8 protein-coding genes are annotated in these 14,715 nt (G+C 65.0%); 5 read left to right on the top strand and 3 right to left on the bottom strand.

Annotated features, from left to right (window positions below; translation table 11 throughout):
• Window positions 1-63: 63 nt before the first annotated feature.
• From smc to ACU8YE_RS07505, 5 genes are all read left to right on the top strand, one after another.
• On the top strand, window positions 64-3,579 hold the full coding sequence (gene smc / locus ACU8YE_RS07525; RefSeq protein ID WP_446928427.1) for a chromosome segregation protein SMC: 3,516 nt from the start codon (window positions 64-66) through the stop codon (window positions 3,577-3,579).
• Window positions 3,580-4,794: a cell division protein ZipA C-terminal FtsZ-binding domain-containing protein gene (locus ACU8YE_RS07520; RefSeq protein ID WP_440077029.1), complete on the top strand. Its 1,215-nt coding sequence runs from the start codon at window positions 3,580-3,582 to the stop codon at window positions 4,792-4,794.
• Window positions 4,795-4,804: 10 nt separating this feature from the next.
• Window positions 4,805-7,246, top strand: coding sequence for an NAD-dependent DNA ligase LigA (gene ligA, locus ACU8YE_RS07515; RefSeq protein WP_260802543.1), 2,442 nt, complete (start codon window positions 4,805-4,807; stop codon window positions 7,244-7,246).
• Window positions 7,243-7,776: a peptide deformylase gene (gene def, locus ACU8YE_RS07510; RefSeq protein ID WP_045204116.1), complete on the top strand. Its 534-nt coding sequence runs from the start codon at window positions 7,243-7,245 to the stop codon at window positions 7,774-7,776. The genes ligA and def overlap by 4 nt, the downstream gene beginning before the upstream one ends.
• A 68-nt stretch (window positions 7,777-7,844) precedes the next feature.
• On the top strand, window positions 7,845-8,966 hold the full coding sequence (locus ACU8YE_RS07505) for an alpha/beta fold hydrolase (protein WP_446928426.1): 1,122 nt from the start codon (window positions 7,845-7,847) through the stop codon (window positions 8,964-8,966).
• 75 nt (window positions 8,967-9,041) lie between these two features.
• On the opposite strand, the gene ACU8YE_RS07500 is transcribed toward ACU8YE_RS07505, so the two are convergent.
• From ACU8YE_RS07500 to map, 3 genes are all read right to left on the bottom strand, one after another.
• Window positions 9,042-11,009 carry a pseudouridine synthase gene (locus ACU8YE_RS07500; protein ID WP_446928425.1) on the bottom strand — a complete coding sequence of 656 codons (1,968 nt, stop codon included), beginning with the start codon at window positions 11,007-11,009 and terminating at the stop codon, window positions 9,042-9,044.
• Window positions 10,993-13,581 (bottom strand): [protein-PII] uridylyltransferase, encoded by a 2,589-nt coding sequence (locus ACU8YE_RS07495; protein WP_446928424.1) that lies wholly within the window; start codon window positions 13,579-13,581, stop codon window positions 10,993-10,995. The genes ACU8YE_RS07500 and ACU8YE_RS07495 overlap by 17 nt, the downstream gene beginning before the upstream one ends.
• A 118-nt stretch (window positions 13,582-13,699) precedes the next feature.
• A complete protein-coding gene (gene map, locus ACU8YE_RS07490) occupies window positions 13,700-14,524 on the bottom strand; it encodes a type I methionyl aminopeptidase (protein WP_260802539.1) in 825 nt (274 codons plus the stop codon).
• Window positions 14,525-14,715 lie beyond the last annotated feature (191 nt).

Here is a 14,715-nt window from a genome sequence, read left to right as displayed (position 1 = left end):
AAAGGCGCGTTCCTTGGGCGCCCGCTTTATCCCCTTTTCTGATCCCTTCGAGACGAACACAACGTGCGCCTCTCTTCGATCAAGCTCGCAGGCTTCAAGTCTTTCGTCGATCCGACCAATTTTCATGTTCCGGGCCAGCTTGTCGGCATCGTCGGCCCGAACGGTTGCGGTAAATCCAACATCATCGACGCCGTGCGCTGGGTGCTCGGCGAATCACGCGCCGCGGAACTCCGTGGCGAATCGATGCAGGACGTCATCTTCAACGGCTCGACCCAGCGCAAGCCGGCGGGCCGCGCCAGCGTCGAACTCGTCTTCGACAACGCGGAAGGCCGCGCCGCCGGCCAGTGGAGCCAATACGCCGAAGTGGCGGTCAAGCGCGTGCTCAGCCGCGACGGTACCTCCTCGTACTTCATCAACAACCAGGCGGTGCGCCGTCGCGACATCCAGGACATCTTCCTCGGCACGGGCCTCGGGCCGCGCGCCTACGCCATCATCGGGCAGGGGATGATCTCTCGCATCATCGAGGCCAAGCCCGATGACATGCGCATCTTCCTGGAAGAAGCCGCGGGGGTGTCGAAGTACAAGGAACGACGCCGCGAAACCGAAAACCGTCTCTCCGATACGCGCGAAAACCTCACGCGTGTGGAAGACATCCTGCGCGAACTGGGCACCAACCTCGAAAAGCTCGAGGGCCAGGCCGAAGTCGCGCAGCGCTTCCAGGCGCTGCAGGCCGACGGCGAAGAGAAGCAGCACTTGCTGTGGCTGCTGCGCAAGCGTGAAGCGCAAGCCGAGCAGGAAAGGCATCAGCGCGCCATCGAACAGGCGCAGATCGACCTGGAAGCGCAGACCGCGCAGTTGCGCCATATCGAGGCCGAACTCGAAACGATGCGCGTTGCGCATTACGCGTCGTCCGATGCGATGCATGCGGCGCAGGGCGCGCTGTACGAAGCCAACTCCGAAGTCAGCCGCCTGGAAGCCGAGATCCGCTACGTGGTGGAATCGCGCAACCGCATCCAGCAGCAAATCGCCACGCTGACCGCGCAGCAGGAACAGTGGCATACGCAGGGCGAACAGGCGCAGGAAGACCTGGCCGCGGCCGAGGAAGAGCTGGCCATGGCCGAGGAGCGTGCCGCGCAGGCCGCCGAGGACGTCGCGCGCAAAGCCGATGAACTGCCCGCCATGGAAGCGCAATGGCGTGATGCGCAGACTGCGCTGAACGACCAGCGCGCTGCGATCCTGCAATCGGAACAGGCCCTCAAGCTCGAAGCCGCGCACCAGCGCAATGCCGATCAGGCCGTGCTGCAGCTCGAGCAGCGCCGCGAACGTCTGACGCAGGAGTCCTCGGGCCTCGACAAGCCGGACGACGTGCAGCTCGAAACGCTGCGCGCCGAACTGGCTGAGCAGGAAGAGGTGCTGGCCGAAGCGCAAGCCGGGCTGGAAGACGCCGAGACGCAGGTGCCGCAGCTCGACGAGGCACGCCGAGCCGCGCAAGACCGTGTGCAATCCGAAGCCGCCGCCATCGCCAGCCTGGAAGCCCGCCTCGCCGCGCTCAAGCAGTTACAGGAGAACGTACAGACCGACGGCAAGGTCCAGCCGTGGCTAGCCAAGCATGAGCTGAGCGAACTGCCGCGCTTCTGGAAGAAGCTGCAGATCGAGCAGGGTTGGGAGCCCGCACTCGAAGCCGTGCTGCGCGAAAAGCTCGGCGCGCTCGAAGTCTCCAACCTGGATTGGATCAAGGCGTTTGCGGCCGACGCACCGCCCGCCAAGCTCGCCTTCTATGCACCGCCGCCCGCAGCGCGTCCGGTGGAGGCGCCATCGGGGTTGCGTCCGCTGATGTCGCTGGTGCAAGTGACGGAGCCGGGCATTCGCGCCGTGCTGCAAGACTGGCTGGCCGACGTCTATATCGCCGACGACATGCAGGCTGCGCTCGCCGCGCGCCAGACGCTGCCGGAAGGCGGCACGTTTGTCGTCAAGGCCGGGCACTTGATCGGCCGGTCGTCGGTGCAGCTGTACGCGCCCGATTCCGAGCAGGCCGGCATGCTGGCGCGCGCGCAGGAAATCGAAAACCTGAACAAGCAGGTGCGTGCGCAGATGCTGTTGGCGGACGAAGCCAAGAGCGCCGCTGTTCGCGCCGACGCGGCGTACAGCCAGGCCAGCCAAAACCTCACGCAGGTGCGCGCCCGTGCCGAGCAGGCCACGCGCCGCGTCCACGTGTTGCAGATGGATGTGCTCAAACTGTCGCAGGCGATGGAGCGCTACAACGCGCGCAGCGGCCAGATCGACAGTGAGCTGGAAGAGATTCGCGCGCAGATCGAAGAGCAGCGTGCCATCCGTGCCGAGTCCGAAGCGACGTTCGAGCAGCACGATGCGGCGCTCGCCGACATGCAGGCGCGGTTTGAAGACAGCCAACAGGCGTTCGAAGCGCTGGAAGTTCGCCTGAGCGACGCGCGCAACGCCTTGCGCGATCAGGAGCGCGGCGCACAAGAGGCGCACTTTGCCGAGCGCAATCTGCAGAACCGCATTGCCGAACTGAAGCGCAACATCCAGGTGGCGAGCGATCAGGCGCAGCAGATCGTGCTGACGCTGGAGAACGCACGCGCCGAGCTGGAAACCATCAACGAGCAGACCGCTCACACCGGGCTGCAGGAAGCGCTGGAGCGCCGCGCCGAGAAGGAAGAAAAACTTGGGCAGGCGCGCATGGAACTGGATGCGCTGACCGCGCAACTGCGCACGCACGACGAGCAACGCCTGACTGCCGAACGCGCCCAGCAACCGCTGCGCGATCGCATCACCGAACTGCAACTGAAGGAGCAGGCCGCGCGCTTGAACCAGGAGCAGTTCACTGAGCAGCTTACCGCTGCCAATGTGGACGAAGCCGCGCTGGCCGAACGCCTGACGGGCGACCTGAAACCTTCGTACCTGCAGGGTGAAGTCACGCGCATCAACAACGCCATCAACGCGCTCGGCCCGGTCAACATGGCCGCGCTCGATGAGCTGGCTGCGGCGCGCGAGCGCAAGGGCTTCCTTGATGCCCAATCGGCGGATTTGACCGACGCCATCACCACGCTCGAAGACGCCATCCGGAAGATCGATCAGGAAACGCGTGCGCTGCTCCAAGGCACGTTCGACCAGGTCAACTATCACTTTGGCGAACTGTTCCCGACGCTGTTCGGCGGCGGCCAGGCCAAGCTGATGATGACCGGCGAAGAGATTCTCGACGCGGGCGTGCAGGTGATGGCGCAGCCGCCGGGCAAGAAGAACTCGACGATTCACCTGCTGTCGGGCGGCGAGAAAGCGCTGACCGCCATAGCGCTGGTGTTTGCGATGTTCCAGTTGAACCCGGCCCCGTTCTGCTTGCTCGATGAGGTGGACGCGCCGCTGGACGACGCCAATACCGAGCGCTACGCCAACATGGTCAAGCGCATGTCCGACAAGACTCAATTCGTTTTTATTTCTCACAACAAGATTGCGATGGAAATGGCGCAACAGCTCATCGGTGTGACCATGCAGGAACAAGGTGTGTCCCGGATCGTGGCGGTGGATATGGATGCCGCACTGACCATGGCGGAGGCAGCATAAATGCAGGACAACAACCTGGTGATGGCCCTGCTGGGCGCCGGCGTGGTGTTTGTGCTGGTGATCGTTGTGTACAACCAGTGGCAGATCCGCAAGGCGCGCCGCCCCGAGGCGTACAACCCGCCCGCCGACGAGACCCCGCGCGGCGACGGTTGGACCGAGCGCGCCGAACCCGCCCTGGGTGGCGAGCGTGACGACGCCAACCGCGTTGAACCGCGTCTTGAGCCCGGCTTCTCGGCGAAGGCGAACACGCCCGCCACGGGCAGTGCCGAAACCGAAGCCGGCGTGATCGGCGCTGAACTCACGCCTTCGGGAGACGACGCTGCGCTCGAAGCCGCCGAGACGGAAGAGGTTGCAGAACCGGCGCCGGGTTCGCTTGAGCCGGCAAATGGCGTGATCGATCCGCTGATCGATTGCATTGTGCCGCTGCATCCGGACCGCGAGGTGTCGGGCGATCGCCTGCTGCCGGCGCTGGGCAAGCTGCGCCGCGCAGGCACCAAGCAGATCCACGTGGAAGGTTTGAACCCCGCCGCCAATGCGTGGGAAACCATTCGCGCCGGTCAGCGCTACCTTGACGTGCAAGTGGCCGTTCAACTGGCCAACCGCACGGGCCCGCTGAATGCGTTGGAGTTCTCGGAATTCATCAACGCGATTGATCCGCTGTCGGAAGCGGCTGATGCCGTGCCCGAGCTTCCGGATATGAGCGAGACGATTTCCAATGCGCGCGAACTCGACGCCTTTGCCGCCGAGTGTGATGTGCAACTGGGCGTGAGTGTGATCTCCGATGGGGCGCCCTGGTCGGCGGCATACGTGCAGACGGTGGCCACGCAAGACGGCCTCGTGCTTTCGCGCGACGGCACGCGTTTCACACGCTTCCATGCGGGCCCTGACGGTGTGCAGCGCGCACTGTTCACGCTGCAGTTCGGCGATACCAATTTCCTGCGCGATGACCTCACCGTCAAGGCCGGCCGCCAGATCACGCTGTTGCTTGATGTGCCGGTGGCGGAAGAGGCAAGCAAGCCGTTCAAGCTGGTGTGCGAATACGCTTACACGCTGTCGCAGCGCATGGGTGCGCAGGTGGTGGATGACAACCTGCGTCCGCTGACGGAGCAATCGTTCGTCGCCATCCAGAAGCATCTGCGGGTGCTGTACGACAAGCTCGAATCGCGCGGCATCCCGGCCGGTTCCAGCACCGCGGTGCGCTTGTTCAGCCACTGACGGACGCACGATGAGTAAGACTGCGAAACCCGCGTCCGGCGCCACGCCCGAGGCGCGGGCAGCGTGGCTGCGCGCCGAGCTGAACCGCTACGCCCACGAGTACTACGTGCTCGATCAGCCCAGCGTGCCCGACGCTGAATATGACCGGCTCTATCGCGAGCTGGAAGCGCTGGAAGCCAATCATCCTGAGCTGAAGACGCCGGACTCGCCCACGCTGCGGGTCGGCGGGGCTGTGTTGCCCGAATTTGCGGCGGTCAGGCATGTCATTCCCATGCTGTCGATCCGCACCGAGACCGACACCACCGCCAACGGCGCGCGCGCATTCGACGCCAGCGTACGCCGCGAACTGGGCCTCGATGACACGGACCCGCCCGTCGAATATGCCGCTGAGCTGAAGTTCGATGGTTTGGCGATCAACCTGCGCTACGAGCGCGGTTATCTCGTGCAGGCCGCCACGCGCGGCGACGGCACCACCGGCGAAGACGTCACGCAGAACATCCGCACGATCCGCCAGATTCCACTCGGGCTGTCGCCTGTTGGCGGCCATGTGCCCGACGTGCTGGAAGTGCGCGGCGAGGTCTACATGCGCCGCGATGATTTCGAAAAGCTCAACGCCCGCCAGCGCGAGCGCGGCGACAAGACGTTCGTCAATCCGCGCAACACCGCGGCCGGCGCCGTCCGCCAGCTCGATCCGAAAATGGCGGCCGAGCGCCCGCTGTCTTTCTTCGCCTATGGCCTGGGCGAGGTCGTCGGCTGGCAGGGCATGCCCGACACGCATTCCGGCATGCTCGACGCGTTGCAGGCGTTTGGTTTTCCGGTCAGCACGGAGCGCGCTGCGGTCAAGGGCGGAGACGGGCTGGTTACGTTTCATGAGGCTATCGGCGCCAAGCGCGACAGCTTGCCGTTCGATATCGACGGCGTGGTCTACAAGGTCAATTCACTCGCATTGCAGCGCGAACTCGGCTTTCGCACGCGTGAGCCGCGCTGGGCAGTCGCGCACAAATATCCGGCGCAGGAAGCGCTGACCACCGTCGAATCGATTGGCGTGCAGGTCGGTCGCACGGGCGCCATCACACCGGTGGCGCGGCTTGTGCCGGTGTTCGTTGGCGGCGTGACGGTCACCAATGCGACGCTGCACAACGAAGACGAAGTGCGCCGCAAGGATGTGCGCGTTGGCGACACCGTGATCGTCCGGCGCGCCGGAGACGTGATCCCCGAGGTGGTGGGTGTGGTGCTTGATCGCCGCCCAATGGATGACGTACCGGGCAGCGATTTGTTCAGTCCGCAGCAGCGGCCGAAGTACCCGCCGTTCGAACTGCCGAAGACGTGCCCGGTGTGCGGTTCGCACGTCGTGCGCGAAGAGGGCGAGGCGGTGGCCCGCTGCTCAGGCGGGCTGTTCTGCTCGGCACAGCGTAAAGAGGCGATCCGCCACTTTGCCGGCCGCCGCATGATGGACATCGAAGGCCTGGGCGAGCGATACATCGACAACCTGGTCGAGCTGGACTACGTACACGGCATCGCGGACCTGTACAAACTCAAGCTCGAAGATTTCCTGGAAATGAAGCGCCGCGCAGATGAGCGCGATGGCGCGACACCGGAAACCGTCGCTGCCGGCAAGATCGCCACCAAGTGGGCTGAGAATCTGCTGGAAGGCATCCAGGCCAGCAAGACGCCGCCGCTGGCGCGTTTCCTGTTTGCGCTCGGCATTCGCCACGTGGGCGAATCGACCGCCAAGACGCTCGCGGACTGGCTCGGCAGTCTGGCCGTCATCCGGCGCGCGCCGGCGCCGCTGCTGCTGGCACTGCCCGACGTGGGTGCCACGGTGGCCGAAGCCATCGCCGATTTCTTTGCCGAACAGAAGAACCAGCAGGCGCTCGATGCGCTGCTGGAAGCCGGTGTTGCACCGCAGGGCGAGCACGCGCCAAACGCGAAGCTGCGCGAGAAACTGGAGCCAGCCGAGCTGTACGCCACGCTTGGCGTGCCCAAGCTGACAGCCGCGCGTGCCAAGCAATTGGCTGTGGCAGCGCCAACGCTTGCCCGGTTGGCCAGCGTGGAGTCCGATCAGTTGGCCGGGCTGCCGGCGGATGTGTCTGCATCGCTGCTCGAATGGCTGGGCTCGCACGACCATCGCACGCAGTTGGAGCGGCTCGACGCACTGCGCGACGAACTGCTTGCCGCCATGCCGGCTGAAGCCGCCGAAGAAGGCGTGCTGGCCGGCAAGACTGTCGTGTTGACCGGCACATTGCCGAACCTCACGCGCGATGAAGCCAAGGCCATGCTGGAAGCGGCGGGCGCCAAGGTATCGGGTTCGGTGTCGAAGAAGACCGACTATGTGGTCGCCGGAGAAGAAGCCGGCAGCAAGCTCGCCAAAGCCGAAGAATTGAACGTGAAGGTTCTGGACGAAGCGGGTATGCTCGCGCTGTTAAAAAAACCGGCGGGAGACCAGGCATGATCCGAAACATCCTCAAGATGGGCGACAGCCGTCTGCTGCGCGTCGCCAAGCCGGTCGAGCGTTTCCATACGCCCGAACTGACGGCCTTGATTGAAGACATGTTCGACACCATGGACGCGGCGCGGGGTGCTGGCCTGGCGGCGCCCCAGATCGGCGTGGATCTGCAAGTCGTCATCTTCGGGTTCGATCGCAATGACCGGTATCCGGATGCACCGGCGGTGCCGAAGACGGTGTTGATCAACCCCACCATCGAGCCGCTGTCGGACGAGATGGAAGACGGCTGGGAGGGCTGCCTCTCTGTGCCGGGCCTGCGTGGCGTCGTGCCGCGCCACACGCGCCTGCGCTACACCGGCTTCGATCAGCACGGTCATGCCATCGACCGCATAGCCGAGGGTTTCCACGCCCGTGTCGTGCAGCACGAATGCGATCACCTGCAGGGCGTGTTGTACCCGATGCGCGTGAAGGATTTCACCCGATTCGGCTTTACCGAAGTGCTGTTCCCGGAATTGCCCGCCAATTACGACGACTGATCGAGATTGCGGGAGCGTCGCACCTGCGGGGGCGGGTGGGCGCGTGTTTTATCCACAACGGAGACGATATGAAGCGCGATGGTTTGAGGGGCTGGCGCGGGCTGGCGCTTGGGGTCGCCATGACGGCGATGCTGGGGTTGGCAGCGTGCGCGGGGCCGCAGGCACCTGAAACGACGGCGGCCGCACCGGTCGCCCAGAAGCCTCAGGGCCCGGTCTGGCAACGCGTGCATCTGGGCACGGATGCCGGGGCCTATGATTTTCCCGTCTACGCCAACCATCCGCTCGATGGTGATCTGAGCAGCATCCGCGAAGTCGTATTCGTGCAGCACGGTCTGCAGCGCAACGGCAACGATTACTACACCGCGGGCGCCGATCTGCTTCAGGCCAGCGGCCGCAACCCCGACGAAGTCCTTTTGATTGCCCCGAACTTTCCTGGCACGCCCGATGAAGGCAAGGGTTTCGACGGCATGCCGGTCTGGTCGGTGGATGGCTGGATCGGCGGCTTCAACGCCACCAACGCACCGTACACCGATCTGAGCTCGCTCAAGGTGCTTGATGACCTGATCGGGTACGTGACTGACCCGGCGCGTGCACCTAACGTCAAGCGCGTTACGGTGGCAGGTCACTCGGGCGGCGGCCAGATCGTGCAGCGCTACGCCGTGCTCAACAACGTGGACGAAGCCATTCGCAAGCGCGGCATCGATCTGCAATACGTGGTCGCCAATCCGTCGTCGTATCTGTATTTCACTCCGGAGCGTCCGCGTGGCAAGGGCTTCGCGCGTTACAGCACCCGCGTCTGCCCGGACTACGATCACTACAAGTACGGCATGGTCGACATGGTCCCGTATGCAGCCGGTAAGACTGGCCGGCAGCTGTTCAACCGATATGCACAGCGCCACGTGACCTACCTCGCCGGCACCAGCGACAACGACCCGAACCACCGCGTGCTCGACAAGCTCTGCGGTGCCGAAGCCGAAGGCCCGACACGCCTGGATCGCGCACGCAACTACTGGCGCTACGAGCGGCACATGGCGGGGCGCAGGCGCATCAACCACCAAGCGCACGAAGTGGTTGGCGTGGGCCACGACCAGGCGAAGATGTTCGGCTCGCGTTGCGGTGCGCAAGCGGTGTTTGGCATGCCCGCATCGGCCAACACCACGGGGGCAGCCTGCCAGGCTCCGCGTCTGTGACCTAGACGGCAGGCATAAAAAAACCGGTCGGCGCATTGCGCGCTGGCCGGTTTTTTCTTTGTGGCTGAGGCAGCCTCAGAACTTCTCGAACGGCCCCAGGAAGCGCCACTGACCGACCGGCAGGTCGCCCAGCACAATGCTGCCCATGCGGATGCGCTTGAGGCCCACCACCTCCAGTCCCACCTGTTCGCACATGCGGCGGATCTGGCGTTTCTTGCCTTCGCGCAGCACGAAACGCAACTGCTCTTCGTTCTGCCAGCTCACCTTCGCGGGCTTCAGTTCTTCGCCGTCGAGCGACAGGCCAAAGCGCAGCTTCTCCATCAACTCTTCCGGGAAAACCTTGGAGATATCGCGCTCAACCAGGCCGTTCGGCGAATCCCACACCACGCGCACCAGGTATTCCTTCTCGACCGTCGAATCCTCGCCGATCAGGTGGCGTGCCACGCGGCCGTCCTGCGTCAACACCAGCAAGCCGGTGGAATCGATATCCAGTCGGCCAGCCGGCGCCAACGCCCGACGCTGCCAGGGCGCGAAGCGCTTGCGCGTGGGGTCGCCTTCCCACTGGTTTTCCGGCACGAATAGCGAAACAGCAGGCTGATAGCCGTCCTCTGCCTGGCCCGACACGTAGCCGACCGGCTTGTGCATCAGCACGGTCACGCGCTCGCCTTGCTCGGAGCGCGCCGACTGATGGATCTCGATCATCGCATCCGGCTTGACGCGCGACCCCAGTTCGGTGACGGGCTCGCCGTCCACCAGAACCCAGCCGCGCGGAATCCATTCATCGGCCTCGCGGCGCGAGCACAGACCCAGTTCGGACATGCGCTTGGACAGGCGGACCAACCCGCTCGATTCGGTTTGCTGCGCCGGGCGCGGTGCCTGCTCCTCGGCGTGACGCGGAGCGCGTTCCTCACGCTCGCGCTCGGGCCGTTGCGGACGGGCCGGACGATCTTCGAAGCGGCGCGGCGGACGATCGTTGTCAAAACGACGCGGCGGGCGTTCGTCATCGAAACGACGCGGCGGGCGTTGGTCGCCATCACGACGAGGCGCGCGCTGATCGTCGCCATAGCGCCGCGGTGACCGTTGTTCATCGTCGAATCGGCGCGGCGGGCGTTGGTTGTCACCGTACCGGCGGGGCGCGCGTTGATCGTCGCCGTAGCGGCGCGGACGTTCGTCATCAAAGCGACGGGGCGGACGTTGGTCGTCGCTGAACCGGCGCGGCGGCCGCTCGTCATCGAACCGGCGCGGGGGCCGGTCCTCGTCAAAGCGACGCGGCGGGCGATCCTCAAACCGGCGTGGAGGACGCTCGTCGTCGAACCGACGCGGTGGACGCTGTTCGTCATTGAACCGGCGTGGCGGGCGCTCATCGTCAAAGCGTCGTGGAGGACGTTGATCGCCGTCACGGCGCGGCGCGCGTTGATCGTCGCCATAGCGGCGCGGGCGTTCTTCATCGAATCGACGGGGCGGGCGCTGATCGTCGTTGAACCGGCGCGGCGGACGGTCATCGTCGAAACGTCGGGGAGGGCGGTCGTTGTCGAAACGACGCGGCGGACGTTCGTCGTCGAAGCGGCGAGGCGGCCGATCTTCGAAGCGGCGCGGAGGACGCTCATCGTCAGCGCGACGGGGCGGGCGTTGCTCGTCATTGAATCGACGCGGAGGACGCTCGTCATCAAAGCGTCGCGGTGGGCGATCGACTTGCGCGCGGCGCGGCTTGGCGTCGCGCGTCTGGCCGTCGTCGTCGCGGCGCGGAGGACGTGCGGGGCGCGGCGGCTTACCGGCGCCTTCTTCCGGCTTGGGGCGGCGCTGCGATGGACGCAGCGGCTGGCGCTCCCGGTTCAGGTCGGACGAGCGCAGCGGCTTGCCCGTGGAACGTACGGCATTGCCTTCGTCGTCGCGGCGCACGCCGAGCGTGGCGCGCTTGCCCGGGCGGGTAGCGCGCTGAGTCGGGTCGCTGGCGCCGCGCTTGTCGTCGTCGCCGGGGAAATCATCGGAATCGGTAGTCATGAATCTAGACCGGTAAGGCTGGCGCTCAGATGGCGAGCGCATCAAGCAGCTCGCTTTCAAGCTCGAGCTGCAGTTTGTTGTCCTGGGTCAGGCGAGTGCCATCGACCAGGAAGATGTCTTCCACGCGCTCGCCGAGCGTGTTGATACGCGCGGTGTGCACCGACACGCGACGGTGCGCGAGCACGCGGGCAATGGCGTAGAGCAGACCGGTGCGGTCCGTGGCAGAAATGGAGAGCAGGTAATACTGGCCGCGCTCGTCCGCACGCAGGTCGACGCGGGGCTTGATCGGGAAGCTGCGCGACTGGCGCGAGATGCGCCCACGCGGCGGCTCGGGCAGGGCGGTTTCGCGCGAGATCTGCTCGGCCAGCTCGTGCTCGACCAGCGTGATGATGTCGCGGTAATGCCCGGGTTCTACCAGGCCGCTGCTGGGGTCGGCCACCTGGAAGGTGTCGAGCGCGTAGCCGTGTTTGGTGGTGTGGATCTTCGCGTCCAGAATCGTCAGGCTCTTGCGCTCGAAGTAGCCGCAGATGCGTGCGAAAAGATCGGGCCGGTCCGGCGAATACACCGCCACCTGCAGGCCGACGCCCGCCGGTGAAGTGCGCGCACGCACGATCGGGATCGTCGTGTCGACGCGGTTGTAGAAATGCCGCGTGAACCACGCGATGTCGCGCGCGTCGTGGCGCAGGAACACGCCCACGTCGAGCTGTTTCCACAGGGCCTCGTGGGCGGTGTCGTCCAGCGCGGCCAGCCGCAGCAGGGCGCGCGCTTCTTCCTTGCGGCCTTCGAGCACGGCGTGCGGGTCGGTGGTGGCGCCGCCTAGCACACGCAGCGTCATGCGATACAGATCTTCCAGCAGCTTGCCCTTCCAAGCGTTCCACACCTTCGGGCTGGTGCCACGGATGTCGGCAACGGTCAGCAGATACAGCGCGGTCAACCGACGCTCAGTGCCGACCAGATCGGCAAATTGACGGATGACGTCCGGGTCGCCCAGGTCCTGCTTTTGCGCCACCTGGCTCATGGTCAGGTGGTGTTCGACCAGCCAGACGATCAGGTCGGCGTCTTCCTTGGCGATGCCGTGTTCCTTGCAGAAGCGCCGCGCGTCGGACATGCCGAGCACGGAGTGGTCACCGCCGCGTCCTTTCGCAATGTCATGGAACAGCGCCGCCACGGTCAACACCCACGGCTTGTCGAAGTTCGCCATCAACTGGCTGCAGAACGGGAACTCGTGCGTGTGCTCGACGATGGCGAAGCGGCGGATGTTGCGCACCACCATCAGGATGTGCTGATCGACCGTGTAGACGTGAAACAGGTCGTGCTGCATCTGCCCGACGATGCGGCGGAAGTTGACCAGGTAGCGGCCGAGCACGCTGGTCTGGTTCATCAGGCGCAGCGCGTGTGTGATGCCCTGCGGCTGCTGCAGGATTGACAGGAACAGAGCGCGATTGGCCGGATCCTTGCGCCACTTGGCATCCATCAACGTCCGCGCGTTGTAGAGCGCGCGCATCGTGCTGGCTGCCAATCCCTTGATGCCTCGCGTCTGCTCGTACAGCAGGAACGTTTCAAGAATGGCCGTCGGCTCGCTCTGGTAGAGATCGGCGTCGGCAATTTCGAGCATGCCTTGCCGTTCGACAAAACGATCGTTGATCTTGCGCGTGATACCCAGCTCGCTCGGGAACAGCTTCGCTTCGATGTTCTGCAGCACCACGGTATTGAGCTGCGTGACGGCCTTGGCGACCCAGTAATAGCGGCGCATGAGCTGTTCGCTCGCGCGCTTGGCGGTGGTCGGGCGGTAGCCGAACGATTCGGCCAGTTGCGTCTGCAGGTCGAACACCAGCACGTCTTGCCGACGCCCGGCAAGCAGGTGCAGGCGCGCACGCACGGTTTTGAGCAGGCGCTCATTGCTTGCCAGCTCCTGCGCTTCGCGGCGCGTGAGCAGGCCGTTGGCCAGCAGCTCGTTCCAGCTCGAACCGAAGCCGGCTGCGCGCGTCATCCACAGAATCACCTGCAGATCGCGCAGGCCGCCAGGGCTTTCCTTGCAGTTCGGTTCGAGCGAGTAGGGCGTGTCCTGGTACTTGGCATGCCGCTGGCGCATTTCCAGCAGTTTCGACTGGAAGAAATCTGCCGCGTCGAGGTGGCCTTGATAGTGCGTCTCAAACGTGCGGTACAAGCCTTCGTCGCCGGTCAGCAGGCGCGCTTCCAGCAAGGACGTGCGTACCGTTACGTCTTGTGCGGCCTCACTGATGCATTCGTCGACCGTGCGCACCGACGAGCCGATGTCCAATCCCATGTCCCAACAGCGGCCGATGAAGGCCTCCAGCCGGGCCTCCAATGCCTTGTCTGCGGTGCCCGGCAGCAACAGAAGGATGTCCACATCGGAGTGCGGAAACAGCTCGCCGCGCCCGTAGCCGCCCACGGCAATCAGCGCACAGTCGGCAGGCATCTGCTCTTCCTGCCAGAGCCGCACGAGCGCACGGTCGACCGCGCGCGCCAGCTTGGTCACGAGCTGCTGAACATTGGCGTGCTGGTCGAACTGCGCGAACAGGTGCGCGCGCTCAGCTTTCAGGGCGTCGCGCGGATGGGCGTCTTCGGCAGGGGCGGCGGCAGCGGAGGGCATGAGCGGAGCGTGAATGAAACAGCGACCGGAACGAGCCGGTCGCTGCAAGAGTTGAGCCGGTGCGAGGCGAGATCAGCGTGACGGTGCTGCCGCTGACGGTGCGGCTCGCCCGCGAGGATCAGGCCGTGGCCGGCGCGCCTTCGTGTACGAATTCCGGTGCCGGGGGCGTCAATGCCGACACGGTTAGCACTTCGTGGCCGGTTTCCGTCACCAGAAGCGTATGTTCCCACTGCGCCGACAGGCTGCGGTCGCGCGTCTTGACGGTCCACTGGTCAGGCATCGTGCGGATGTCGCGCTTGCCCGCGTTGATCATCGGTTCGATCGTGAAGATCATGCCCGCCTTCAGCTCCATCCCCGTGCCGGGGCGGCCGTAGTGCAGGATCTGCGGATCTTCGTGGAATTTCTTGCCGATGCCGTGGCCGCAATATTCGCGCACCACGCTATAGCCGGCGGCTTCAGCATGTTGCTGGATCACGTGGCCGATGTCGCCCAAGCGTGCGCCCGGGCGCACCGCGGCGATGCCCTTCCACATGCATTCGAACGTCACCTGCGTCAGGCGCTTGGCCAAAATCGATCCTTCGCCAACAACGAAGGTGCGGCTGGTATCGCCGTAATAGCCTTCCTTGGTGATGACCGTGATGTCGAGGTTGACGATGTCGCCGCTCTTGAGCACCTTGTCGCCCGGAATGCCGTGGCAAATCACATCGTTGACCGACGTGCAGATCGATGCAGGGAATGGGGGGTAGCCCGGCGGCGCATAGTTCAGCGGTGCCGGCACGGTGCCTTGCACGTCACGCATGTAGGCATGGCAAAGTTGGTCCAGCTTGCCCGTGGTCACGCCGGGCACGACGAACGGGGTGATGTAGTCCAAAACTTCGGACGCAAGCCGGCAGGCTACGCGCATGTGCGCAATGTCTTCGGCGGTGTGAATGGTAACGGCCATGCTGTGACTCTTTCTGCACGCAGGCGCGCGAAGCGCCGCGTCGTGGCTAAAGTGTGAATTATCGCACCAAAGCGCCCCGGCCGGGGTTTTCGGGCGCTGGGCGCCAGCCTCAGCCCGTTCGTTGCGAATGCTTGGAAGGTCTTGAGTCGATTGGGTTTTTGCCGCTATAATCGCTGGCTAAGCAGTCGCTG

The organism is Ralstonia sp. VS2407 (genome assembly GCF_052950655.1).
Note: the sequence above shows the minus strand (reverse complement) of the source record. Positions and strands in the feature narration are given on the sequence as shown.